Source organism: Mycolicibacterium vulneris, from assembly GCF_002104765.1.
Classification (GTDB): Bacteria; Actinomycetota; Actinomycetes; order Mycobacteriales; family Mycobacteriaceae; genus Mycobacterium; species Mycobacterium vulneris.
On the sequence record NZ_NCXM01000014.1, the window covers coordinates 131,109 to 154,398 of the forward strand.

Genomic DNA, 23,290 nt, shown 5'->3' on the forward strand with positions numbered 1-23,290 from the left:
GTCAAGGTCTTGGCTGAAGTTCCTTCGCTCGGGAGCCGCCGCGCACCGGTGATCTGATCGGACCATCCGAGTGGGCCCGACGCGACCTTGGTGCTCACGGCCACCTCGAACCGACGAAATTCGCTGCCGCGTAACACCAGTGGGGCCATGCCGGGCTTGAGGCGCAGCCGACGAATCTTCAACATGGCGATGGTGTGGGTCGCCGGGCAGCGACCTCATCGAACAGCCTCCATTCCACCCACACCCCAGGCACCTGGCACGAACGCGACGCCATCGCCCGCAGGCCCCCGGTCGATGTCGCTGAAGCGGTCGCCCGTGCCCGATACCGAACGCAGGCATCCTCCGGAGAAGGACGCGCTCGGCAGGCAGACTGCCACCCACGGCGGATGCAGCGACAGCGAGACGAACGAGCTCACCGCCATGCTGACCGGGTTGCCGTCTGCGCCGACGCCGCACACGGCAATCACTCCGCTGGGAAAGCGCCCAGACCCGTACGTAACAGCCGGGAGCGAATGTCGCCGAATTCATTTCCGTAGCAGGCTGTTTCGGGTCAGTCGGCCAACGCTCCTGCGGCGATCGCGCACTCCCAACTGAGAGGCAATATGCGATTAAGACACTATCTGTGTAGTATGTCTAATACTGAAAATGGCCTCAGGTAGTTTTTCACGTCCCAGCCCACCGGAGGAGCCGATCATCATGGCAGACAGCCAGCTACCCCTTCTGATCACTGTCGACCGGTCGAAGTGCTGCGGATACACCCTGTGCGCCGCCGAAGGTCCCGACGTCTACTCCATCGACGACGCCGGATACGCCGAGGCACCTGAGAGCGTGCCGGCTAACCTCGAGGCGCAGGCTTGCCGAGGTGCGGAGGCGTGCCCTGACAGCGCCATCACGGTGCGCCGCGCCAACCCGGGCGAGTGACGTTGGCGACGCTTGGGAACGCCGCAGGTTTCAGACCAGGTACTGGTCGGGAGTCCACCGGGCCAGATATGGCATTGCCAGGATCGCGCGCGGTAGGTCGGCCACGTCGCGAGTCGGAAACACGTACGCCGACATTACGATTCGAAGGATGAGTTCACAGAGCTGACCACTGGTCATACCCATGGACCGGACGGCAAAGGTCAAGCTCAGCGCCGGCGCCAGTAGCTCTTCCAGCACGCCGACGAACTCCGGGAAGATCTGCTGCAAGAAGTCCACTCCGAAGCCCGGTTCAAGGGCAATCACCTGCATGATTTCCGGATGCGCCCGACCGACGTCGATCATTGCCTCTACGACCGCCCGGACACGAACGTCGAGTTCGGGCCGCTCTTCGACGGCGTTGACTACCGCGCCTTCGAACAGCTTCACGACTCGTACGCCGACCGCATACAGTAGGTCCTGCTTCCTACCGAAATAGTGATACAGCGTTCCGCGGGAGATCCCCGCTTCAGCGCTGACGTCGGTCATCGAAAGCCCTTTGGCGCCACTGCGTGCCAACGTCGTAGTGGTCGCATCGAAGATACGCGCAAGCATGTCGCCGTTCGCCGCCATCAGGGCCCTCCTCGTCTTCACGCTTCGCAGAGTGTATTCCCACCCTGCAGAGGAAAAGGTGAGATTAGGCGTTTCTTTTTGAAACGGATCACCATCCCGATCGGTGGCCTGCCAGAAGGTACCTCGTGCATAAAGGAGTTGCACCAGAAGTATTGTTTAGACACAAATCGTACTAAGTGTCTTGTGAGTGGCTGCGGCCGGTGCTAGCGTCAGCGCTGCGTCATCATCACCGGGAGTGGTCCCGCCGACCCGAGGCATCGACACTCGAGCCCGCCGGGACCCTTCGGTTGACCAAACGACGCGGTCGAGCGCGACCTTCTCTGACAGCCACGGTTTCTTCACGAGGACAAGGGATTATGACGACTACACAGGAGCCAGCTTCAGATCTGGCACAGTTCGACAGGAAGCTTGACGAACTGCACCTCCGTGGCCAGTGGCAGTACGATGCGCAGCTGGTCCAGCTCACCGACGGTCCCATCCCGGCGGGTGTGCCGTTCCGATGGTCATGGGAACTCGCGGATCGCGCCCTGACCGAGATGTGCGCGGCGGTATCCGGCGAAACCGCCCGCAGGAACTTCACTTTCATTAACCCGGGTCCTGACGTCAACGGCACGACGCAGACCTTGGCGATGGGTATGCAGATCACCCTGCCTGGCGAGATCGCCCCGGCCCACCGGCATTCCATCAACGCCTTGCGCTTCGTCGTGGACGGTAGCCCCGACCTGTTCACCGCGGTCGACGGGGAGAAACTTGCGATGGAGGACGGTGACCTGATCATCACGCCCGCCTATTCCTGGCACGATCACCACAACGAAAGCGACAAACGCGGCGTCTGGGTCGACATCCTCGACGTGCCGCTCATCGGTTACCTGCGTCAGATATTCTTCGAACCGTTCGGTGGGCGCACACAGCCGTTGCACGAAGACGCTGCTGCCTTCGTCAGCAGTCGCGCCTCCCACATACGCCCCGCGTGGGAAGCTCGACAGAATGAGCGGATTCCGTTCCGCTACGCGTGGAGCGAGGTTCGGGCCGCCTTGAACACGCATCGTCACAGTAGCGGCAGCCCGTTCGACGGCGTCATCCTGCACTACGCCCACCCGATCAGCGGCGGCCCGACACTGCCCACTATCGACTGCTTCGCACAGCTGCTCCGTCCGGGTCTGTGCACCGAACGCCACCGCCACACTTCCAGTGCGGTCTACTACGTCGTCGAAGGCGAAGGCACCACAGTTGTCGGTGACGAGGAAATTCAATGGTCTGCCGGCGACTCGTTTGTAGTGCCCGACTGGATGTGGCACGCCCACATGAACCGGTCCTCCGAGGTCGACGCCGTGCTCTTCTCCGCAACCGACGCTCCCATGCTCGAGGCGCTCGGAATGTACCGCGAGGAGCCGCGCCACTCGTTCGGTACCCAGCAATATCCCGCTGTGCCTGGCGATCTCGCCTCCCCGGCGAAGAAAAGGGCATGACCATGACGATCACCCGTGCAGACATCAGAGGGATCGTGGGCATCGTGCCGACGCCTGCGACCGGCGACGCCGATGACTGGCGCTGCCTGAACAGCGTCAATGTCGCTGAGACCGAGAAGATGGTGGAGCAGGTCGTCGACGCCGGGATCGAGCTCGTGATGTCCACCGGAACCTTCGGCGAGTGCGCGTCGCTGACTCATCAAGAATGGCTTCAGTTCTCGGCCTGCGTCGCCGAGACGATCCGCGGCCGGGTGCCCTTCTTCGCCGGCGTGACGACGTTGAACACCCGCGACACCATCGCACGAGGTCGCGAAGCGATCGATGTGGGCGCCGACGGACTCTTCGTCGGTCGTCCGATGTGGCTGCCGCTCGACGACGTCGGCGTCGTGCGCTTCTATCGCGATATCACCGAGGCGCTGCCCGGCGTACCGGTTGTGATCTATGACAATCCCGCCGCGTTCAAGGGAAAGATTAGCGTCGAGGCCTACCGGCAACTTGCCGATGCGCCTGAGATCGTGGCGACCAAGCACGCAGGCGGACCGACACTGGAGGGCGACATCGAAGCCTTCGGCGACAAGATTGCCGTGCTGCCCCTCGACAGCGACTGGGTCCGCGTTGCCAAGCGCTTTCCCGCTCGGGCCACGGCTTGCTGGTCGGGAAACGTGGCCTGTGCACCGTCCCCGTTAGCGGCGCTTTCGCGCGCCGTGCTGTCCGAGGACTGGGCACAGGCGGATCGCATTTCCGAGCAGGTGAACTGGGCGCTGGCCCCGCAGTTCGGAGGTGACATGTCGCGCTTCATGGATTACAGCATTCCGGTCGGGCGCGGCCGGTTCCGCGGAGCGGGGTTGATCGACTGTGGGCCCAGCCGGCCGCCTTACACCGATGCTCCGCCCGACATGGTCGCTGGCGGTGAGGAGACCGGCCGCCGGTGGGCAGAACTGGAGCAGAAGCATCGCGGTTTGCGCTGAGCTGACCTAGGACGGTGCTGTTTAGTGACTGAGTTCCGGCGCGCCGGAGCCGGTTTGGTGCAGGTGGGCCAGGATGATCAGGTGCAAGGCACTGGAACGGATATCAGCAGGGTCGATTCGATGACCTGCTGCTGGTCGGCGATCACTTGCCTGCGGGCAGTATCCGTCTGCCGGCCGAGCACGGCGAGGTCATGACGGGGTGTTTCGGATCGTGTACCGGGTGCCCGAGATCCGCTGATTTCCACCATTCACACTAAGCCCGCCGTTGTCATAAGTCGCGAGCACGGACCGCCAATTCCGGCACCGCTGCAGGTCACTACATCAGCGGCGTCCTAGGCGGTGCCACCGTCACTGATAGCCATCACCACCGCCTTCGGCTCGGTGAAGAACTCGCGGCTGAATGTGCCACCCTCACGGCCGATTCCGGAATCGCCCACCCCGCCGAACGGCGCCCGCAGGTCACGAACGAAAAAGCAATTCACCCACACGGTGCCCGCGTTCAGCGCGGCTGCCACGCGATGGGCACGCGAGAGATTCTCGGTGAACAACATCGCGTTTAGCCCATACGGTGTGTCGTTGGCTGCAGCAATACCGTCTGCCTCGGTGTCGAACGGCGCGACGACCGCGACGGGGCCGAAGATCTCTTCACGGCAGAGGCGCGCGGTTGCAGGCAGGTCGGTTACGACCGTCGGATGGATGAGCCACCCCTCCCCCGGACCACCTGTGCGCATGGTGCCCCCTTCGGCGGGGATCCCCTCGACGTAGGACTGGACCTTCTTCCAGTGTTCTTGCGACGCCAGTGGACCAACCTGGGTGTCAACGGCTTTCGGATCACCGGTGATCAGCGATTCGGTGGCTCTCACAAAACGTGCCAAGAACTCGTCGTAGACCTCTCGCTGGACATACAGCCGGCTACCGGCGAGGCAGACCTGCCCGGCATTGGAGAAGATGGCCCGGATCGACCAGCTCACCGCGCTGTCGAGGTCGGCATCGGCGAAGACCAGGTTGGCACCCTTTCCGCCCAGTTCCAGGCTCACCGGGGTCAGGTGTGCCGCCGCCGCGGCGGCGATGGTTCTGCCCGTACCGGTTTCGCCGGTGAAGGTGATCCTGTCAACGCGGGAATCGCCGGTGAGCGCGGATCCCACAGAACCGGGACCATATCCGTGCACGACATTCAGAACACCATCGGGCATCCCGGCTTGCAGGGCAAGTCGCGCCAGGATGGTCGCCGACGCGGGAGTGTCCTCGGCAGGTTTGAGGACGACCGTGTTTCCCCACGCGAGGGCCGGCGCGACCTTCCAGGTCTCGAGCATCAGCGGGAAGTTCCACGGCGCGATCGCGGCGACGACACCCGCCGGCTCGAATCTGGTGTAGGCATGGTGACCGGTGTCCATCGGCAGTGCTTCACCGGCTGAGAGCCGCGCATGGTCAGCGAAGAAACGGAAGTTCTGCGCAGACCGCGGCACGTCGTTGCCTCGCGTGTCGGTGATCGGCTTTCCCATATCGGTGGTGTCCGCGAGGGCCAGCTCGTCGCCATGCTCGATGATTAGATCGGCCAGTCGGTGCAGAACTGCCCCCCGTTCAGCCAAACCCATTCGTGGCCAGGGGCCTTCGTCGAAGGCCCGGCGCGCCGCGGTTACGGCCCGTGCGGCCTCCTCAGCGCCGCCGAGCGCCACCCTGGCCCACGGCTGGCGGGTCCACGGATCGACGGTGTCGAACCACGCCAGACTGGCCGACTCGGTCTCTTCACCATCGATGACGTGCGGTATGAGCTCGGTCATGATCATGAACTCTTGTTCCGCTCGGCGATGGTCACATCACCGGCGGCCCAATGGGTATCGGGAACTTCACGCAGGACCACCCGGATGGCGGAACGTGAGACGCCCAGCGCCGTCTCGACCGCGCCGGTCAATTCGCTGATTAGCGTCCGTAACTGGTGTGGTGCGCGGCCCTGGACCAGGGTGACTTCGACTAACGGCATCGCGTTACTTCCCTTCGTGGACGACCAGTGAACCGAGGTTCGAAAAATGCATTCGCACAACGGCTTTGGGACCGAGCGCAACCGCATCGGTCATCCCGCCAGTGAGCACAATCCAACCGCGCTCGATCGCCACCCCCCGCTCGGCTAGCACGTTCGCCGCCAACGCCAGCGCCTCGGCAGGATGACCTTGAACCGCGGCTCCGGTGGCGCTGTCGACGATGACGCCGTCGACTTCGACCAAGCACGCCTCCAATGAGAGGTCCAGTTCTTCCGGCGGCAATCCGATTGGGCCCGTCAGATATCGACCCGATGAGGCGTTGTCGGCGACGACGTCGGGCAGGGTAAACCGAAAATCGCGATAGCGGGAGTCGATGATCTCCATGCCCGCGTAGACATGCCCCACCGCTGACATCGCTTGTGCCGCTGTAACACCAGGACCGCTCAACCGCTCCTTCATGACGAAGACGAGTTCCGGCTCGACACGGGGATGAATCAACGCGCCCGTCGGCAACGGCGCCCCGGCGGGCAGCGTCATCGCATCGGTCAGCCACGCAACCAGCGGCGACGAAATACCCATTCGCTGCTGCTTGGCTCGCGACGTCAGGCCCAGCTTCACCCCCACGACGCTTTCACCGCGCTCGACTCGGCGGCACAACGCCTCGTCCTGAATTGCATAGGCGGTCCTTAGGTCGAGGTCGGCCCAGTCATCGGTGATCGGGTCGCGGGCGGTTCGCGTGTCCTCTGCGTCAAGCAGCTCGGAGGCCGCCCGGTCAACGGTCCATGTACTCATGACCCTCCTGCGGCGAAACGTGCGGTGACTAGCCCGAGTTGGGCAAACTGCGCGGTCCAGACATCGCCTGGTCGCACCGGTTGTGCCGCGGTCACCGAACCCGGCAGCACGACATCACCGGCTCTCAGGCAGTCGTTCTGCTGACCCAGGGTGTTGGCCAGCCATGCCAGCGATATCACCGGCGAGCCGAGCGCCGCCCCCCCGGCACCCGTCGCGACCACCTCGCCGTTGCAGTACAGGTTGCATCCGAGGAGCCGAAGATCCGCATCTGTGGGCCGAACAGGACGCCCGCCGAGCACGACTCCCCCCGACGACGCGTTGTCGGCCACCGTGTCGGCGACGCTGATACGCCAGTCGGCGATGCGGCTGTCGATGATTTCCAGTGCCGGCAGCACGAAGTCCACCGCAGCCAGGGCCTCGGCGACTGTCACGCCGGGACCGGCAAGGTCACGCTTGATTACTAGGGCGATCTCCGGCTCGACACGAGGCTGCAGGAAGGCAGTCACCGCGATGGGATCGGACTCTGCGTGGAACATCTGGTCGTGCAAGACACCGAAATCCGGTTGATCAACCCCCATCTGACGTTGCATGGCCGCCGAGGTCAGGCCCACTTTGTGGCCCTTGATGATCCGGCCTTCGGCCATCCACCGATCGACCTGTGCTCGCTGGATGGCGAAGCCCTCCGACACGGTCAAGTCCGGGAATCGGTCAGTCAGCGGGGCGATCGGGCTGCGCGTCTGGTAGGCCGCCAGCAGGTCCTCGGCCATCTGATGGCACTCTTCGGTACGCATCTACACACTGAGCTCAGGCGCAACGACAGAAAGCGATGCTGTCGAGCGGCCGTCGAGTTGAGTCTGGGAGACGGTCCGCTGGGTTGGACCCAACCACATATCGATCGAGCCCGGCTCTCCGAGCTCGAACATGCGCGGAGTCCACGCCTCGTCGTCAATCAACTGGACCCCGAATGAGTACTCGTAGGTGAGGTTGTCGGGACCGAGGAAGTAGACGAAGATGGCCGTCGACGTCGGGTGACGGCCCGGCCCATGCAGAATCTGTACGTCGTTCTGTTGCAGGAATCGCCAATTGCGCATCACATCGTCGAGCGTCTCGACCTGGAAGTTGATGTGACAGAAGCCCGGTCCGGCGTCGCTCTGAAAGAACGCCAGCTTGTGATGGACGGGGTCGATTCGCATCAGGCAAGCGCCCTCACCGATCCAGTCGGACACCTTGGCGCTGAACACCGTAGACCAGAAGGCGTGCGCGGCCCGTACATCGGGGGCATCGAGGCACAGGTGGCCGAACTCCGCGATACCTGCGGCGGGTCGACCGGAGTTGATCGGACGTACCAGGGTGCTCTGGCCCGTGACCAGTTCGACGTGGTTGCCGAACGGGTCGTCGAAGGCGATGAAATTGCGAACATGCCGGTGTCGCGCTTCCTGTTCGGAGCCACGCGACACCGTGCAGCCGTACTGCTGCAACTCGACTTCGGCTGACTCGAGCGCGGCATCGTCTCGCAACGAGAACGCCGATGCGAGGACGCCGGGCCGGTTGCTTTCGATCAGCGCTAGGCAGTGATGACGGCCGTCGGCCCGCAAATAGGTGACACCTTGGTCCTGCGCGACCGGGTCCAGCCCCACGATGTCGACCGCGAAGCGGGTAGCACGCTGGAGATCGGTCACCCCCGATCGCACGTATGCAATGTCCTGCAGTTCGATCATCTCCGACCTTCCTGAACCTAACGAGGCAACTCAGCCCGCACCGCGGCATTACAGATGCGCCACTCGGTTTACTTATGCTCCTGAACTATATTGCGTACTGCCCTTCGGGTCAAAGCCATCCCTGTGCACCTAGGGAGGTGGCGAGCGCAATGACCCGTGTTGGGTCGGAATCGCCAGATTCATATTGCGCAACAGGCCATTACGTGACCTGCTGCGGTCGCGTGGCGGTGTGCGGTAGCGTCGGACTTAGTTATTATTATGAAATATTTGTAGATATAGCCTCAAGGGCGAGGTCAACCGCTAGAGTCGGCTTACGCCGGACGAGTGGTCCTCCAGAAAGTGGGCATAGCACGTGAAATCCTCTCTCGAAAGCAACAAGACGGACGTCGCGACGCTGCTCGATCGTGACTGGCGGATGCTGATCGGGGGCGACCGCGTCAGCGCCGCTGACGGCGCGACGATGGAGATCACCGCCCCGCACGACGGCTCCACCATCGCCCGCGTTCCTGCCGCGGGGCCCACCGACGTTGACGCAGCTGTCGCGGCCGCGGCGGCGGCGTTCCCGCAATGGCGCGACACCACATTGCTCGAGCGTGCGGAGATGATAAGGTCTTTCGCGCAGAGACTGCGTGCCCGCGCAACCGATTTCGGTCTGCTCGACGCTATCGACACGGGCAATCCCGTCACAGCCATGGTCGGCGACGTCATGATGGCTAGCCGGTGGCTCGACTACCACGCAGCGGTGGCCTTCAGCGTCACCGGCGACACCCTTCCGTCGATGACGCGCAGCTGGCTGATGACCCGCAAAGAACCGTACGGCGCGGTAGGGCGGATCATTCCCTACAACCACCCGATCCTGTTCGCCGCCGCCAAAGTAGGCGCTCCGCTGATCACCGGCAACACACTGATTCTCAAGGTGCCCGATCAGGCTCCGCTATCCTCGCTGCTGATGGCCGAAGTGGTACTCGAGTCGTTTCCGGCCGGCGTTGTCAACATCATCTCGGGAAGCGGTGCGGTGGCCGGAGACGCACTGGTCCGACACCGCGACGTCAAGCGCATCGCACTGATCGGCAGCGTGCCCACTGGCCAGAAGGTGATGGCTGCGGCAGCCGAGGCGGGCATCAAACACGTCACCCTGGAACTCGGCGGCAAGAACGCGATGATCGTCTGCCCGGACGCCGACCCGAGCGCCGTCGTCGAGGGCGCAGCTTTCGGCATGAACTGTCATTGGAGCCAGGGACAGTCCTGCGGGTCAACGACCCGGCTCTTTCTTCACGAGTCACTTCACGATCAGGTGGTTTCCGGCTTGGTCGAACGATTGAAGTCGATCAGGATCGGCCATCCGCTGGATCCGGCGACCGAGATGGGATGCCTGGTGTCCCAAGCCCAGTTCGACAAAGTGAATCACTACATCGAGATTGCGAAACGCGAAGGGGCTAACTTGGTCACCGGCGGCGGACGGCCGCCGGGCAAGGCATTCGAGGCGGGCTTCTATGTCGAGCCGACGGTCTTCGCCGACGTCGACATGTCGATGACCGTTGCGCGTGAGGAGATTTTCGGTCCGGTCTTGTCGGTGCTGCGATTCACAGACCTTGACGCCGCCATCGCTCAGGCCAATGCACTACCGTTCGGTCTTACCGGCGCGATCTGGAGCAACGACATCGCCACCGCAGTCTCGGTGGCAGACAGGCTCGACACCGGCTATGTGTGGATTAACGGCAGCGGCAGCCACTTTCTGGGTGCGCCCTTCGGTGGTCGCAAGGACAGCGGAACAGGTACCGAAGAGGGAGTCGAGGAATTGGAGAGTTACCTCCAGACGAAGACCGTCAACATTCCTCTCCGGTGAGTTATTAAACAATCCACCCGACACCGCGACAAATTTGTTGACGTCGGTACTGTACAGAACCAGAACTATCCACCATCGTGATCGATCGGGAGGCGATCCCATGCCGCGACGGCCCCGTAACCCACGCTCGATCGCCGAGGAGATCGCCAGGGCGGCCGACCGGGAGGATCCGGGATTCGACACCGCCGTCCTGGGACTGACACTGGCGCTGTTCCGTACCGCGACCGCCTTCGAGCGGGCTCACGTCAGCGAACTACTGCCGCATGACCTGAACATCAGCCAGCTCAATATCCTCACGGTGCTCGACCGCGCCTCGGAGCCGCTGACGATGGGGGCGCTTGGTCAGGCGGTCTCCGTGCTGCCGGCTAACCTGACCGGTGTCGTGGACGGGTTGGCGCGGCGAGGTTACGTCGAACGCATAACGAATCCCGACGACCGTCGGTCCTTCCTGATCCGCATCGGTAAACCCGGGCGCGCCTTTCTACGCAAGTTTCTGCCCGGACATTGGGCATACCTACAGACCCTGATGAGCGATCTGACACCCCCGCAGAAGCGTCAGTTGCAGACGTTGCTCGGCAAGTTCTTCGACTCGATCGAACAGAACTGCCAGACCGTCACCAATGGCGCCGACCTCAAGCGCCCACAGCCGAGGCTCCGTGGTCAGGTGTCGTCATGAGACTCTCGGCGTCTTATCAGGCGATATTGTGATCGATCTGCACACCCATGGCCTGCCCCGCTCCCTACCCAACTTCGGCCGACGCTTCGCGGGTTCCTGGCCTGAACTGGTGGAAACCGGTCCGTGCAGCGCCGACATCATGCTCGCCGACCGGCACTTTCGTTCGATCACGGAGCAATGCTGGAACCTGGAGCGACGACTCGCCGACATGGAGACTGATGGCGTTGCACGACAGGTTATTTCACCTATACCGATAACCTTCTCTTATAACCTAAGCGCCGATGGCGTGGCCGAGATGGCGCGGGTGCAGAACGAATGGATCGCCGATGCCGTTCGCGCATATCCGACGCGGTTCAGCGGGCTGGGCACAGTCCCGCTGCAGGACCCGGACCGGGCCGCGGAGATGGTCGTCGAAATTCGGCAGGTTCTCGGCCTCGCTGGCGTCGAGATCGGCTCGAACGTGCGCGGACTTAATCTCGACGACCGCGCCCTGGATCCCTTCTTCGCGGCCTGCGCCGATCACAGCGCTCTGGTGTTTGTACATCCGTGGCAGGTGCTGGGTTCGGATCGGCTGACAAAGTACGGACTCGCCGATTCCATCGGAATGGGCGCTGAGACAGCGGCGGCTGCAGCGTCATTGGTAATAGGCGGCGTTCTGGACCGCCATCCCAACCTCGACATTCTGCTCGCTCACGGCGGAGGTGCGTTTCTGGCGCTGCTCCCGAGAATCGAGCGATTCTGGGAGAACTCATCGACAATGACGTACTGCGGCGACCGTCCGTCGAGTTATGCCAGCCGCTTCTATTACGATTCGCTGCTCTTCGACGCGGACGCGGTTGCGGCTCTAGTCGGGCGCGTCGGGGCCGATCGGGTGGTGGTCGGCACCGATTATCCGTTCGCCATCGCCGAACGACCAGCAGGAGCGGCGCTGCTCGGCGCCGGTCTCCCCGACGCGGTCACTTCGGCGGTCAGTGTGCTGACCGCCGAGAGAATTCTCGGACTCGCCTGAGGCACAACGGGTTTCTCGGGACTACACCCGCGCTGCGCTGACCGTCGACGGTACGAACACATCCTGGAGTCGCAGCAGGCGTTCGCTGAACCCCTGCTCGTGCGCGTAGGCCAGCAATGCCTGTAGGGCGGCGACGTTCTCAGCGACGCCGCCGCGGAAGGGATCGCCGAGAACGTCTTTTTCTGCTTCCGCGTAGGAGGACTCCCATATCAGGCTGGTCGTGCACACTGCGGTGTCGATAAGCTCCCGCTGTACGGGTTTGCGGGCCCGTTCGAACGCATCGACAAGATTGTTGGCCACCCAGGGATGAGCGGTGAGCACCGAACGCTTGACGACTACCACGTGCATGATCGGAACAATCTGCGTGACGTCGAAATAGGCGCGCTCCACCGCACGGAAGTCGGGCCACAACCGTCGAATCCGCGGATCGCCTTGCAGGAACGCCCGTGGGGGACGCGCGGTGATCAGTCCGTCGAGCTCGCCACGAATCAGCTGGGCGCTGAGGGTGTCCTCGTCGCCAATATGGGAGACGTCGAAATGGTCGGGAGGTGCCACCGGCGCCTTCTCCTGACGACCCGGCTCCTCGAGACCACCTGTGCGCCAACGGACTGACGCGAGATCGACACCGTGATGCTCGCCCAGTATGCCGCGCATCCACAACGAGGCGGTCATGCTCCATTCGGGGGTCCCGATGACGCCAGCGTTGAGGTCGGCCGCCTCAGCCACATTCGTGTCGGCACGGACGTAGACACTGGAGTGCCGGAAGAGCCGAGACGGGAAGATCGGGAGGGCGACGAAAGGCCGATCGGGATCGTCGACCGTGGACAGGTATGCACCCATCGAATACTCGGCCACGTCGAACTCGCCGTACTTGCCCTGGCGCCAGAAGAGATCTTCGATCGCGGTGTGCAGGTAGCGCATCCGTATACCCTCAGGTGCGACCTCGCCCGTGTAGAGGCGACGCGTTCTGTCGTAAAGTTCGCCACCGTAGGTCAATTCGAGACGCTCTGCCCGATTCATGGCAGCAGTGCCCCGATCTCATCGGTAGCCGCAATCAGCTCACTGAGCACAGTTCGACGCAAGCTCCTAGTCATTCGGCTGACGGGCACCGAGGCGTTGAGGGCATACGATCCGCCGCGCAGCGCTACTGCGATGGAGATCACGCCCACCTCGCCTTCTTCATTACTGATGGCATACCCGCGCCTGCGCACCTCGGCGAGCTCCGCATCGAGCGCCACCCTCGACGCAATGGAATTCCGCGTCATCTGGATCAGATCGGCGTGCGGATAGAGCCGGTCGAGCTCCCCGGGCCCGAGAGCGGAAAGCAACGCCTTGCCGGTCGACGTGCAGTGTGCGGGCATCGCCACGCCCAGCCGGTTAGACACCCGCAGCGCCTGCGGACTCTCGATGGACGCGACGAAGTCGACCTCGGCGCCCTCCAGCCGCCCCAGATGCACGGTCTCCCTTAGGCCGGCGTTCAGTTTCTCCAACACCGGTCGGGCCCGGTCGCGGACATCCAGCTGGCGCAGCACGCTGAAGGCGAGCAGATCCAGACCCGGTCCTACACGGTAGGCCTTCGTTTTCGGATCCTGGCGGATCAGTCCGCGATAGGCCAGCATGGCGAGTAGCCGGTGCGCCGTCGAGCTCGCCACACCGAGGTAGGCGCTTACATCGGTGAGCCGGAGTTCATTCCGGGCCGCTAGGAGCATGACGATCTGCAAGGCGTTGTCAACCGATTCCACCGGGTACTGGGGTATCGGCCCGTATGCCCGGGCAACGATCGGTTCTGCTTCCATCGTCATCAGGTGATCACCCTCCAGCTGATTGGCCTATGTTGAGCTGCGGTAAGCGTTCCACTTCCGCCAGGCAGTCGGCGACGGTCGTTCCCGCGCCGATCATCCTGCGGCACATCATCAGTGCCTTCGGCCAATTGACGGTGACAGCCCCAGTCAGCATCCCGTCCTGATCGCCGAACACTGCTACGCCCTGCGGCGAGTCGCTGTTCAGGTCGCCGACGATCCGATCAAGCACCGCTCGGTGTGGCCGCCCGGCGATTTGTATCTTCCAGTCGTACTGGTCACTCCACACGTATTCGGTCGGCGCGTAGGAACGCAGCTCGTCGGGGTGGGTGATGTTGTGGGCCACACAGGCGGCCTGCTCAGCGGCGTTGGTCCAGTGCTCGACCCGGACATCTTCCCGATACCCACGATGACGCCAGCGCGCCACGTCGCCGACCGCGAACACGCCCGGATGCCCTACCGCACGGCAGAATTCGTCACACACCACGCCATCGTCGATCAGCAGTCCGGAAGAGGATAGCCAGGCGTCGTTGGGGATGGCGCCAATACCGACGACCACGATGGCAGCCCGCAGCGTCTCTTTGCTGGTTAGGGTGACGCGCAGATCCCCTTCGCGTCCGTCGACCGACTCGACACCGGCGCCGAACCGCGCCTGCACCCCGTGCCTCGCGTGCACGCTGGTGAGGATCGCTCCGAGTTCAGCCCCGACGACCCGGCCGATCGGTGCGGTCAACGGATCGACGATGGTCACGTTCCGCCCCGCGGCGTGCGCAGTCGCGGCGACCTCGGCACCGATGAATCCGCCGCCCACGACTACTACCGGTCCGGCAGTCGCCAGCGCGCGAGCCAGTCCACGGCTGTCGTCCAGCGTCCGCACGAGATAAACACCGGAGGCCACCGGCCACGGGCTCGGTCGCGCATCAGCGCCAGTGGCCACGACCAGGATGTCGAATTTGACCCGCGCGCCGTCGGCGAGGACCACCGCTCGATCAGCAAGGTCCAGGTGCTCAGCTGCGTTGCCGAGGCGCAGTTCGATACCGGCCTCGTCGGCTTCTTCGGCGGTGAGCATCGTCAGCCGGCTCTGATCCCACGAGCCTGCGAGAAACTGCTTGGAGAGGGGCGGCTTGTCGTAGGGCAGACTGCTCTCACGGCCGATCAACACGATCCGGCCGCCGAAGCCCTGGGATCGCAGCGCCTTTGCGGTGCGCACCCCGCCGACGGACGACCCCACGATGACGACGGTCTGTCCGGACATCAGTCGCCCTCGATGCTCAAGGCGTTCACGGGGCAACTGCCAACCGCGTCCTCGATTCGTGAGCGCTCAGGCTCTGCGAAGGTGTCACGCAACAGCACCACCACGCCGTCATCGTCGACATCGAAGGTGTCGGCAGCGCCGGTCACGCAGTTGCCATAACCCTGGCACAACTGGTAGTCAGCGTGGAGTCTGGGCATGATGTCCTCTCTGTTCCGATCGTGCGGTGCCAGTGCTCAACTGCGCTTCCTCGGCGCCGCGGCGACGCTCATGCCTCCGTCGGGGTGGATGACGTCGCCGGTGATGCCGCGGGCGCGATGCGATGCCAGGAACACATAACTCCACGCGTGGTCCTCAGCGGACAACGCGACCTGGAGGGGAACGCGCGCCGACATCTCTTCGGCACGACCGGGCACTTTCGAGATGCTGCGGTCCGCCATGCCCAGAACGGCCAGGCCGCGAAGGTCGGTACCCAGGGTGGCGCCGGGGGCAACACCGTTGACCCTGATCTGCGGCGCCAGGTCATGAGATAGCGCAGTGACCAATCCGCGGACGGCGAATTTGGAAGCCACGTAGAGCACCCCACCTCGCCCCGCGTAGTACCCGGACGTGGACTCGGTCAGCACAATGACGGGCCGCTCGGATTCGCGCAGCGCGGGAAGCGCCGCCTTGACCGAATGCAGATAGCTTCTGACGTTGATGCGAAAGATCTCATCGAATGCCTCGTCGAGGACGTCCACGTCGATCTCTTCGATGCTGCGGTAAAAGTCGAACACGCCGACGCAGTTGACGAGCACGTCCAGACCGCCGAACGCCTCGACCGCGGCGCCGACGGCCGCGTCATTGGCGCCGCGCAAGCTCCCGTCGCCACACACTACGGGGACATCGGGATGCTGGGCGCTCAGCGCCGAGCACTTCTGCTCATCGCGTTCCAAAACAGCCACGCGCGCACCCTCATCCAGAAAGGCGTCGACCACCGCCCTGCCAATCCCCGAACCGGCGCCCACGACAAGAGCCCGCCGACCGGTGAGCCAGCCGGTCACCACGACTCCGGAGCGGGCTGACCGGACCGCTCGTCGACCAGGGATCCGAAGGGGTGTCCGATCATTGCCGAGAATGTCGCGGTCGACTGCCACGTCAGGGCCTCAACTTCGAGAGGACACAACGCCACCCACTGCCCGGACTTCTGCGATTCGATCAGCAGCCGCGAGCCGTTGCGGGTGTCGACCCGGGTGAGGCGCACCTCACTGAACTCGTTACCGATCGTGATCGGTTCGCCGACAACATGTCTGAGCAGCTCACTGCGTGCCGCTCCCGTCGGGGCAGTCTGCTCATGCTCGGGGCGCGTCACAGAAACACCGCCAGATTCTGCATGCGGATGACGGATTCGTCGACCGAGATGATGCGACGGGCCAGCCGCCACTGCTCGCCCTCAAGTCGCAGCAGGTCCTCCCGGCCCGCGGATAGAAAGGCACCCTCACGCACGTCGCCTCTACTGCGGAACAGCAAGGTGGCGGACTCGACGATCAGGTGGTCCGGGTCGTCGGTAGCGAAGGTCCGCACGTTCGACAAGTGGTGGCGCAGCCGGGACGGCGGATCCTCGGTCCAGGCGTGTTCGGTGAGGAAGCGGGCTACCCGGCGAGACAACGAGTACTTGTCTTCATCGAAATGTGCCATGCCGGGCGAAGTGTCGTAGCCGGCGGCCAGCGCCGTCGTGACCCTGACCGGCATCAGATAGTGGATGTCCTCAGAGAGAACCTCGAGCCACTGCGAATACGCCTGCCCGTCCAGCAGATAGGACTCGTCCACCAGCCACTGGTGGGCGCACAGGTGCCGCTCATCGTCGAATCGCAGCGTCTTGCCTGTCCGGGTGACGCGCGATGCCGACCCTCCGAGGCGGGACCGGCTGGAATCGGTGTCGGGGGCAGTGCTCATACGCGCACCACCGTCCCGTGGTCGCCGCTGACCGTCATACCGTCGGACAGTTCGGGGCGTGCCGTTTCGGCAGAACCGGCTTGTAGATCATTTGCCCAGCGTCGCAACAGCTCTCGCTGATTGAACTCGCTGTAACCTTGACGGGCGATCCCCGGCCCGCTGAATCGGTCTGCAGACAGTGGAGGCGCCACCTCCGAGTCATCGGCGAGCAGACCCATGCGGCTGTTGAGCAGTAATCGCCGTGCCATCGAGCCGGCCGCAGTGTTGGTCAGCGACACCCAGTTCTCGACATCGTCCTGTTCGAACATGCCGGTACTACCGAAGCACATGAGATAGGCTTTGTAGGACAGCGCCTTGAACTCTTCCGGGGCGTCGGCGTCTACGGCGAACCATGACAGCACCTCGGTCTCGTCCTCGCTGATCGGCTGCCACTGCCGCAACGTGATGAACGGAAGCACATCGTCGCTGTCGGCGACCTTCGGCCAGTTGTGCACGAAGGACAGGTTGGGATACAGCGTTGCGGCACTGAACATGAAGCCGTCGGTACCGATAACGGCGATCTGATCTGGCGACCAGCTCTGCTTCATCCGCTCGATCATCTGGTCGGGATAGCCGACGTACCGAAGCCGGTCCTCCAGTGATCCGTCAGGCAGTTTGTAGGTGGTTCCGCCGCCATTGCCGGCCCAGTACAGCGCACCCTCTTTGCGCTTCTGCGCGTTGGGCTCGCGAAAGAGTCCGATCTCGACCACCGAAGTGTGCGTTTGGGGCGTGTGGTACATATCGCCGGCGAAGTTCTCCGCGCCGATCTTCCAATTCGCCTTGATCCGCCACCGTTGTGGTCCGTGCAGCTCAATTCCACTCGAGCTCTGCCGCGTGTAGAAGTCGAGGTAGAACCGGAAGTCCCCCAGATAATCCTCCAGCGGTGGCGCCTGGGCGTCCAAGCTGAGAAAGATCATGCCGTTGTAGACGGCAATGTTCGGAGCCGGCAGCAGCTGTTGTCCTTTGCGGGCAAATCCTTCCTCGCCACCGTAGGCATCCTGGTGGAAGGGTAACCCCACAAGCCTGCCATCATTGCGGTAGGACCATCCGTGATACGGACAACGGAAGTGCGAGGCGTTGCCCATCTCCGCCCGGCATACCTGCATGCCGCGGTGCAGACACATGTTGAAATGCGCACAGACCCTGCCGTTTTCGTCACGGGTGATAATGAACGAGTCATCGATAATCCGCCGCACGACATAGTCTCCTGGCTGCGCGATCTCCGATTCGTGGCCGACGAAAACCCACGCTCGAGCGAAGATGTGCCGCTTCTCCAGCTCATAGATCTCCCGGTCGTTGTAGATGTGGGCCGGGATCATGCCTCGGCGAACCTCATCGAGGACCATGGACTGGTCGGTCATGACACCTTCCTTCGGCAACGGGGCAACGCCCCCTTGGTGGCAGGACCGCTCTCTGCAGGAAGACATGAACTGCAACTGAGTTGGGTCCTATGAGCGGGAGCTACGTTGGACAACGCCTGTCCCACAACGACGGAGTCGATACCCATGCCTGGTCGCAACTCTCCGTTCGTTGGCTCCGAGGGTATGAATTACGGCAGCTCAGTTGGTGAGACGTCTACTACGGATAGTACAGATATCATAATATTTGTTCAATAGATAACCCTTGCCCGCCGGTACGGTGCTGACAGCGAACAGGCCCCAGATCGCCGACCCCTCAATCCTTCGGCGTCGACCGTCCCCAACCCGCGTTGCGCGTCATCTCCTTGAGTAGCGGCACGGCCCGAAAGGTCAGCGGAGTCGTCAGCGCCAATGTCGTCGTCGAGTGCACAACCCCCGGAATATCGACCACCTGCTCGATCAACTGTTGCAGTCCGGCCTGTGTCTCGGTAGCGACGCGGACCAGAAGATCTTCGCGCCCCGTGGTCGCGTGGATCTCCAGCACCTGAGGTATCCCGATGAGAGCCTCCACGATTGGGCCGAGGCGGCCCTGTTGCACTTCGAGTCCGATGAAAGCCTGCGTGGCGATTCCGACCCGTGCGAGGTCGAGTTCGGGGCGGTAGCCGGCGACCAGTCCGCCCTCTTCCAGTCGCTTCAGGCGCGATTGCACGGTGTTACGCGAGATGCTCAGCCTGGACGCCAGTTCCAGGACTCCGGCCCGCGCGTCGCGCGCGAGCATCTCGAGCAGATCGACGTCAAGCCGATCGATGCTGAACATTCGAGTCACCTCACTAAGTTACTTTACCCTTATAACTGAACTATTTGCTCAGTTGAAACGAGGTTAGTTGACCTGAAATCTATTCCGGACCAACCTGATAGGAACTTTCGAACCACATGCCATCCGCGCATCTCATCAATCCCTGAACGGCGCATCACCTTGACTGATCTTTGTACAGCCGGGCCTGACCCCGACCTCAAAGCGCGGTACCGGACGTCCTCCGGGCCAGTCCTGCTGACCGGAGTTCAAGCAATCGCTCGATTGATGGTCGAACAACACGAACGGGACGCCCGCGTGGGCCACCACGTCGCCACCTTCGTCTCGGGGTATCAGGGCAGTCCGCTTGGCGGACTGGACCAGCTGTTAGCCAGCCTGCCCGACCTCGAATCCGACCACCATGTCTACCTTGTGCCGGGAATGAACGAAGAACTCGCCGCCACGTCGGTGTGGGGTAGCCAGAATGACCTGCCCCGGGGTAGCCGCAGCTACGACGGGGTGATCGGTGTCTGGTACGGCAAGGGCCCTGGGCTCGACCGCGCCAGCGACGCCCTGCGCCATGGCGCGATGTACGGGGCAAACCCCGCAGGCGGTGCGCTCGCCCTGGTTGGTGACGACCCCGGCGCGAAGTCCTCGAGCCTCCCCGTCGCCAGTGAGCGATCCCTGGCGGCCCTATCGATGCCGATCCTGTTCCCCCGCAACGCCGAAGAGATCATCAGGTTCGGCATGTACGGCATCGCGTTGTCGCGCGCGTCGGGATGCTGGGCTGCCATGAAGATCGTCGCCGACGTCGCAGACGGACTCTGGACGCTGGACCGCGACTTCTCCGACTTCGACATCACCGTCCCCACCATTGAATGGGACGGCCGACCTTGGACCTACCGCCAACGCATCTGCGCCGCTCCGCCGGACAGCCTGCTCGCTGAGGCGGACCTGTACGGCCCCCGCTGGGCGATGGTGCGAGCGTTCAACGCCGCCAACGACATCGACCGTATCGAGGTTGATCCCGCGCAGGCATGGCTGGGCATCGTCGCCGTCGGCACGGCCTACGACACGGTGCGCGAGGCACTCGTCGACCTGGGGTTGACCGATCCGGACCTGACCCGATCAGGCATCCGCATCCTGCGCATCGGTATGCCCTATCCTCTTGACCCACAGATTGTCTCCCGCCTGGCCGACGGCGTCGAGCGGATACTGGTGGTTGAGGACAAATCGGCGTTCGTCGAGACGCAGATCAAGGACATCCTCTACGGCCGCCGCAAGGCGCCCGAGATTCTGGGTAAAGAAGCGCTCGACGGGAGCACGCTGATACCCCCGGATGGCGAACTCACCACCGCACGCCTTCTCGTACCGCTTCGCGCGGTGTTGAAGGAACGGGTGGCGCTCGCGCCCGCCCCGCGGCCGACGCTCGACCTGACGGTGCTGCCCTCCACCCGGACGGCGTACTTCTGCTCCGGTTGTCCACACAACCGCTCCACCACGGTGCCGGACGGATCGCTGGCCGGCGGCGGAATCGGCTGTCACACGCTAGTCACGATGTCCTCGCGAACAGATTCTGCGGTCACCGCCCTCACCCAAATGGGTGGCGAGGGTGCGCAATGGATCGGCCAGGCGATGTTCACCGATGTCCGACACATTTTCCAAAACATCGGCGACGGAACGTATTTTCATTCTGGACAGCTTGCGGTGCAGGCGTGTGTCGCCGCCGGTGTGAACATCACCTACAAGATCCTCTACAACAGCGCGGTCGCGATGACCGGAGCCCAGGACGTCGCGGCAGGACTGACGGTTCCCGAACTCACGCACAAACTCGTCGCCGATGGTGTGTCGAAAGTGATCGTCTGCGCCGACGAGCCCAAGCGACACAAAGGCGCGGTGTTCGCCGACGGAGTGCTGTTGTGGCCCCGCGATCGCCTCGACGAGGCTCAGCGTCTGTTGCGCGACACCGAAGGCGTCACGGCACTGATCTACGACCAGCAGTGCGCGGCAGAAGCGCGCCGCAAGCGTAAGCGGGGAATGCTGCCGCCGCGACGCACTCGGGTGGTGATCAACGAGGCGGTCTGTGAAGGCTGCGGCGATTGCGGCGTCAAGAGTAACTGTCTGTCGGTTCAGCCGGTCGAAACTGAACTCGGCCGCAAGACCCGAATCGACCAGAGCACCTGCAACACCGACTACTCCTGCCTGGACGGCAACTGTCCGTCCTTCGTGACCGTGGAACTGCCCCCGACAAAGAACCCATCCACGCCCGACCGACCCATCCCCCCGTACGTGCCCGACCCCGAGGTGGCACCGATCTCGGGTGTCTACAACGTCTTCCTGGCCGGCATCGGCGGAACGGGGATCGTGACCGTCAACCAGGTGCTCGCGATGGCCGCGCTTCGCACCGGCTTCTACGCCGAGGGCCTGGACCAGACCGGCCTGAGCCAGAAGGCTGGACCGGTCACCTCCCACCTACGGCTCAGTACCGAACCCGTCCCCTCATCCAACCGGATCAGCGCCGGGGCGGCCGATTGCATCTTGGCCTTCGACCTGCTCACCGCCGTCGATGCCAAGAACCTCGGCTACAGCGGCCCGGATCGCACCGTTGCGATCGCCTCGACCAGCAGGACGCCCACCGGAGACATGGTCTACGACGCCGCCGTCGGGTACCCAAGCGATGAATCGCTGTTGTCCCGGTTGGACGCCCGGAGTCGGTCGCTCGTGTCCTTCGACGCACTGGCCGCCGCCGAACGACTCTTCGGCAACACCACCACCGCGAACTTTCTCTTGGTCGGCGCCGCGTATCAGGTCGGCGGGCTCCCGTTGACCGCCGCCGCGATCGAGGACGCGATTTCGATGAACGGGGTCGCTGTGCAGATGAATCAAGCTGCCTTCCAGTGGGGTCGGGTCGCCGTCGCCAAGCCAGAGGAATTCCGGATCGCCACCGCAGACCCGGTCGACGAACGGACGCCACAGGTGCCGACCCATCTTTTCACGATGAGCACGGTCACTGGGACCGTGCGTGAACTCTTGGAACGGCGGGCGGCGGACCTGGTTGCATACCAGGATGACCACACGGCTGCTCGGCTGATCAACCTGACGCAACGTGCGTGGGATCAGGAGCGCACCATCACCGACCGCACCGACCTGTCTGAAGCCATAACCCGAAACTTCTTCAAGCTCATTGCATACAAGGACGAGTACGAGGTCGCCCGAATGCTCACCGACCCGGTGTTCCTCGCATCGGTGCGAGCACAGGTCCCCGGCGGAGAAAACCTGACCTTCAAGCTGCACCCACCGATATTGAAGGCACTCGGTCGCAAGAAGAAGATCAGCATGGGTCCGCGCACCCACGTAGCGCTTCGGCTCCTGGCGAAGGCCAAACATCTCAGGGGAACAATTCTGGACCCCTTCGGGTACACCGAGATGCGACGGATCGAACGTCAGTTGATCACCCACTACGAAGCAACCATCAACGACCTCCTGCGGTCGCTCACACTCGACTCCTACGAATGGGCACTGGCCGTCGCCTCAGCCCCCGATCTCATTCGCGGCTATGAGGAAGTCAAGGTGCGTAACCTTGGCGCCTATTTGGCGCGTCTCGGCGAACTTGGGATCGCTACTGACTCGCTGCCGCACCTGTGACGGACGACGTGCGGCTTGCCGTTGGCGGCGCAGGGGCCGCGGGCTGCAACACGACCACACCGCATGATCCGGGCGCGCCGACCGCATCCCGGTCAGCTTCGCCGACTAAACCTTGTACCCGATCCGGAACTTGCTGTGCACTCGGGTATCCCCGCGGTCCGGTGCAACGAAGCGCTAATCTGCCGGGTCTCGGCGTGAGCTGCAATGCTGGCAGCCCAATCCTGCTTGGGTCACCGTGGTTCCCGTGCTGGGCGTCCACCTGTTGCCGCCATCGGAGACGTGGCCAGGGTCGACCTCAAGCCACGGCCAACGGCGGCCGGATGAAGTTCGGGCTCAGTCGGAGATTCCAGTTGCGCTCGCTGAACAGTTCTTTTCAAACGCTGCACGCCAATATGAGGAGCACATATGCCGACTAAGGCGAGTGTGGCCATTGTCGGGTCGGGGAACATCAGCACTGACCTGCTCTACAAACTGCTGCGTTC

At 63.5% G+C, this 23,290-nt stretch carries 24 protein-coding genes; 8 read left to right on the forward strand and 16 right to left on the reverse strand.

What is annotated here, in order from left to right; genetic code table 11:
- Nucleotides 1-215: 215 nt before the first annotated feature.
- Entirely contained in the window at nucleotides 216-458 is a 243-nt protein-coding gene (locus B8W69_RS15480; RefSeq protein WP_220084555.1) for a flavin reductase family protein, read from the reverse strand.
- Between the two features lie 238 nt (nucleotides 459-696).
- Here B8W69_RS15480 and B8W69_RS15485 point away from each other — a divergent pair, with 238 nt between their 5' ends.
- Complete coding sequence (locus B8W69_RS15485) at nucleotides 697-921, forward strand: ferredoxin (protein ID WP_085290656.1); 225 nt, start codon at nucleotides 697-699, stop codon at nucleotides 919-921.
- Nucleotides 922-951: 30 nt separating this feature from the next.
- On the opposite strand, the gene B8W69_RS15490 is transcribed toward B8W69_RS15485, so the two are convergent.
- Nucleotides 952-1,530 (reverse strand): TetR/AcrR family transcriptional regulator, encoded by a 579-nt coding sequence (locus B8W69_RS15490; protein WP_085290689.1) that lies wholly within the window; start codon nucleotides 1,528-1,530, stop codon nucleotides 952-954.
- A 287-nt stretch (nucleotides 1,531-1,817) separates the two neighbouring features.
- Between B8W69_RS15490 and B8W69_RS15495 the strand changes: the two genes are divergently transcribed.
- Both B8W69_RS15495 and B8W69_RS15500 read left to right on the forward strand, forming a co-directional pair.
- Nucleotides 1,818-2,999 (forward strand): cupin domain-containing protein, encoded by a 1,182-nt coding sequence (locus B8W69_RS15495; RefSeq protein ID WP_245843260.1) that lies wholly within the window; start codon nucleotides 1,818-1,820, stop codon nucleotides 2,997-2,999.
- Nucleotides 2,996-3,967: a dihydrodipicolinate synthase family protein gene (locus B8W69_RS15500; protein ID WP_085290658.1), complete on the forward strand. Its 972-nt coding sequence runs from the start codon at nucleotides 2,996-2,998 to the stop codon at nucleotides 3,965-3,967. Before B8W69_RS15495 ends, B8W69_RS15500 begins: the two co-directional genes overlap by 4 nt.
- Before the next feature lie 332 nt (nucleotides 3,968-4,299).
- Here the strand turns inward: B8W69_RS15500 and B8W69_RS15505 are convergent, their stop codons facing one another.
- From B8W69_RS15505 to B8W69_RS15525, 5 genes are read right to left on the reverse strand one after another with little or no spacing between them, the layout of a single operon-like run.
- Nucleotides 4,300-5,754 (reverse strand): aldehyde dehydrogenase, encoded by a 1,455-nt coding sequence (locus tag B8W69_RS15505; protein WP_085290659.1) that lies wholly within the window; start codon nucleotides 5,752-5,754, stop codon nucleotides 4,300-4,302.
- Nucleotides 5,751-5,948 carry a tautomerase family protein gene (locus B8W69_RS15510; RefSeq protein ID WP_085290660.1) on the reverse strand — a complete coding sequence of 66 codons (198 nt, stop codon included), beginning with the start codon at nucleotides 5,946-5,948 and terminating at the stop codon, nucleotides 5,751-5,753. Before B8W69_RS15510 ends, B8W69_RS15505 begins: the two co-directional genes overlap by 4 nt.
- A 4-nt stretch (nucleotides 5,949-5,952) precedes the next feature.
- Nucleotides 5,953-6,738: a 2-keto-4-pentenoate hydratase gene (locus tag B8W69_RS15515; protein ID WP_085290661.1), complete on the reverse strand. Its 786-nt coding sequence runs from the start codon at nucleotides 6,736-6,738 to the stop codon at nucleotides 5,953-5,955.
- On the reverse strand, nucleotides 6,735-7,529 hold the full coding sequence (locus B8W69_RS15520) for a 2-keto-4-pentenoate hydratase (RefSeq protein ID WP_085290662.1): 795 nt from the start codon (nucleotides 7,527-7,529) through the stop codon (nucleotides 6,735-6,737). Before B8W69_RS15520 ends, B8W69_RS15515 begins: the two co-directional genes overlap by 4 nt.
- Nucleotides 7,530-8,456 carry a VOC family protein gene (locus tag B8W69_RS15525; RefSeq protein ID WP_085290663.1) on the reverse strand — a complete coding sequence of 309 codons (927 nt, stop codon included), beginning with the start codon at nucleotides 8,454-8,456 and terminating at the stop codon, nucleotides 7,530-7,532.
- A 352-nt stretch (nucleotides 8,457-8,808) separates the two neighbouring features.
- Here B8W69_RS15525 and B8W69_RS15530 point away from each other — a divergent pair, with 352 nt between their 5' ends.
- The 3 genes from B8W69_RS15530 to B8W69_RS15540 all read left to right on the forward strand — a co-directional run bounded on the left by B8W69_RS15530 (nucleotide 8,809) and on the right by B8W69_RS15540 (nucleotide 11,987).
- Complete coding sequence (locus tag B8W69_RS15530; RefSeq protein WP_085290664.1) at nucleotides 8,809-10,302, forward strand: aldehyde dehydrogenase family protein; 1,494 nt, start codon at nucleotides 8,809-8,811, stop codon at nucleotides 10,300-10,302.
- A gap of 100 nt (nucleotides 10,303-10,402) precedes the next feature.
- Entirely contained in the window at nucleotides 10,403-10,978 is a 576-nt protein-coding gene (locus B8W69_RS15535) for a MarR family winged helix-turn-helix transcriptional regulator (RefSeq protein ID WP_085290665.1), read from the forward strand.
- A 28-nt stretch (nucleotides 10,979-11,006) separates the two neighbouring features.
- Entirely contained in the window at nucleotides 11,007-11,987 is a 981-nt protein-coding gene (locus tag B8W69_RS15540) for an amidohydrolase family protein (protein WP_085290666.1), read from the forward strand.
- 21 nt (nucleotides 11,988-12,008) lie between these two features.
- On the opposite strand, the gene B8W69_RS15545 is transcribed toward B8W69_RS15540, so the two are convergent.
- The 9 genes from B8W69_RS15545 to B8W69_RS15585 form a co-directional block, all read right to left on the reverse strand.
- Nucleotides 12,009-13,007, reverse strand: coding sequence for a substrate-binding domain-containing protein (locus B8W69_RS15545; protein ID WP_245843261.1), 999 nt, complete (start codon nucleotides 13,005-13,007; stop codon nucleotides 12,009-12,011).
- The gene (locus B8W69_RS15550; protein ID WP_085290667.1) at nucleotides 13,004-13,789 is read right to left on the reverse strand and encodes an IclR family transcriptional regulator; all 786 of its coding nucleotides are present in this window, start codon (nucleotides 13,787-13,789) and stop codon (nucleotides 13,004-13,006) included. Before B8W69_RS15550 ends, B8W69_RS15545 begins: the two co-directional genes overlap by 4 nt.
- 7 nt (nucleotides 13,790-13,796) lie before the next feature.
- Complete coding sequence (locus B8W69_RS15555) at nucleotides 13,797-15,041, reverse strand: NAD(P)/FAD-dependent oxidoreductase (protein ID WP_085290668.1); 1,245 nt, start codon at nucleotides 15,039-15,041, stop codon at nucleotides 13,797-13,799.
- Nucleotides 15,041-15,238, reverse strand: a complete 198-nt coding sequence (locus B8W69_RS15560) for a ferredoxin (RefSeq protein ID WP_085290669.1) — start codon at nucleotides 15,236-15,238, stop codon at nucleotides 15,041-15,043. Before B8W69_RS15560 ends, B8W69_RS15555 begins: the two co-directional genes overlap by 1 nt.
- Nucleotides 15,239-15,274: 36 nt before the next feature.
- Nucleotides 15,275-16,081 carry a 3-(cis-5,6-dihydroxycyclohexa-1,3-dien-1-yl)propanoate dehydrogenase gene (gene hcaB, locus B8W69_RS15565; RefSeq protein ID WP_085290691.1) on the reverse strand — a complete coding sequence of 269 codons (807 nt, stop codon included), beginning with the start codon at nucleotides 16,079-16,081 and terminating at the stop codon, nucleotides 15,275-15,277.
- Nucleotides 16,078-16,335: a hypothetical protein gene (locus tag B8W69_RS15570; protein ID WP_220084558.1), complete on the reverse strand. Its 258-nt coding sequence runs from the start codon at nucleotides 16,333-16,335 to the stop codon at nucleotides 16,078-16,080. Before B8W69_RS15570 ends, hcaB begins: the two co-directional genes overlap by 4 nt.
- A 50-nt stretch (nucleotides 16,336-16,385) precedes the next feature.
- On the reverse strand, nucleotides 16,386-16,973 hold the full coding sequence (locus tag B8W69_RS15575) for a 3-phenylpropionate/cinnamic acid dioxygenase subunit beta (RefSeq protein ID WP_085290671.1): 588 nt from the start codon (nucleotides 16,971-16,973) through the stop codon (nucleotides 16,386-16,388).
- A complete protein-coding gene (locus B8W69_RS15580) occupies nucleotides 16,970-18,373 on the reverse strand; it encodes an aromatic ring-hydroxylating oxygenase subunit alpha (protein WP_085290672.1) in 1,404 nt (467 codons plus the stop codon). The genes B8W69_RS15575 and B8W69_RS15580 overlap by 4 nt, the downstream gene beginning before the upstream one ends.
- A gap of 313 nt (nucleotides 18,374-18,686) precedes the next feature.
- The gene (locus tag B8W69_RS15585; protein ID WP_085290673.1) at nucleotides 18,687-19,187 is read right to left on the reverse strand and encodes an Lrp/AsnC family transcriptional regulator; all 501 of its coding nucleotides are present in this window, start codon (nucleotides 19,185-19,187) and stop codon (nucleotides 18,687-18,689) included.
- A gap of 159 nt (nucleotides 19,188-19,346) precedes the next feature.
- Here B8W69_RS15585 and B8W69_RS15590 point away from each other — a divergent pair, with 159 nt between their 5' ends.
- On the forward strand, nucleotides 19,347-22,808 hold the full coding sequence (locus B8W69_RS15590; RefSeq protein WP_085290674.1) for an indolepyruvate ferredoxin oxidoreductase family protein: 3,462 nt from the start codon (nucleotides 19,347-19,349) through the stop codon (nucleotides 22,806-22,808).
- Nucleotides 22,809-23,213: 405 nt separating this feature from the next.
- A partial coding sequence (locus B8W69_RS31430; RefSeq protein WP_245843264.1) for a hypothetical protein occupies nucleotides 23,214-23,290 on the forward strand: 77 nt, incomplete at its 3' end.

What these genes read in the sequence shown, in the direction of transcription:
- B8W69_RS15585 (WP_085290673.1), bottom strand. Translation starts at nt 19,187, where the DNA reads ATGTTCAGCATCGATCGGCTTGACGTCGATCTGCTCGAGATGCTCGCG.
- B8W69_RS15505 (WP_085290659.1), bottom strand. Translation starts at nt 5,754, where the DNA reads ATGATCATGACCGAGCTCATACCGCACGTCATCGATGGTGAAGAGACC.
- B8W69_RS15575 (WP_085290671.1), bottom strand. Translation starts at nt 16,973, where the DNA reads ATGAGCACTGCCCCCGACACCGATTCCAGCCGGTCCCGCCTCGGAGGG.
- B8W69_RS15550 (WP_085290667.1), bottom strand. Translation starts at nt 13,789, where the DNA reads ATGACGATGGAAGCAGAACCGATCGTTGCCCGGGCATACGGGCCGATA.
- B8W69_RS15510 (WP_085290660.1), bottom strand. Translation starts at nt 5,948, where the DNA reads ATGCCGTTAGTCGAAGTCACCCTGGTCCAGGGCCGCGCACCACACCAG.
- B8W69_RS15490 (WP_085290689.1), bottom strand. Translation starts at nt 1,530, where the DNA reads ATGGCGGCGAACGGCGACATGCTTGCGCGTATCTTCGATGCGACCACT.
- B8W69_RS15580 (WP_085290672.1), bottom strand. Translation starts at nt 18,373, where the DNA reads ATGACCGACCAGTCCATGGTCCTCGATGAGGTTCGCCGAGGCATGATC.
- B8W69_RS15545 (WP_245843261.1), bottom strand. Translation starts at nt 13,007, where the DNA reads ATGAATCGGGCAGAGCGTCTCGAATTGACCTACGGTGGCGAACTTTAC.
- B8W69_RS15500 (WP_085290658.1), top strand. Translation starts at nt 2,996, where the DNA reads ATGACCATGACGATCACCCGTGCAGACATCAGAGGGATCGTGGGCATC.
- B8W69_RS15525 (WP_085290663.1), bottom strand. Translation starts at nt 8,456, where the DNA reads ATGATCGAACTGCAGGACATTGCATACGTGCGATCGGGGGTGACCGAT.
- B8W69_RS15555 (WP_085290668.1), bottom strand. Translation starts at nt 15,041, where the DNA reads ATGTCCGGACAGACCGTCGTCATCGTGGGGTCGTCCGTCGGCGGGGTG.
- B8W69_RS15515 (WP_085290661.1), bottom strand. Translation starts at nt 6,738, where the DNA reads ATGAGTACATGGACCGTTGACCGGGCGGCCTCCGAGCTGCTTGACGCA.
- B8W69_RS15560 (WP_085290669.1), bottom strand. Translation starts at nt 15,238, where the DNA reads ATGCCCAGACTCCACGCTGACTACCAGTTGTGCCAGGGTTATGGCAAC.
- B8W69_RS15520 (WP_085290662.1), bottom strand. Translation starts at nt 7,529, where the DNA reads ATGCGTACCGAAGAGTGCCATCAGATGGCCGAGGACCTGCTGGCGGCC.
- B8W69_RS15485 (WP_085290656.1), top strand. Translation starts at nt 697, where the DNA reads ATGGCAGACAGCCAGCTACCCCTTCTGATCACTGTCGACCGGTCGAAG.
- B8W69_RS15535 (WP_085290665.1), top strand. Translation starts at nt 10,403, where the DNA reads ATGCCGCGACGGCCCCGTAACCCACGCTCGATCGCCGAGGAGATCGCC.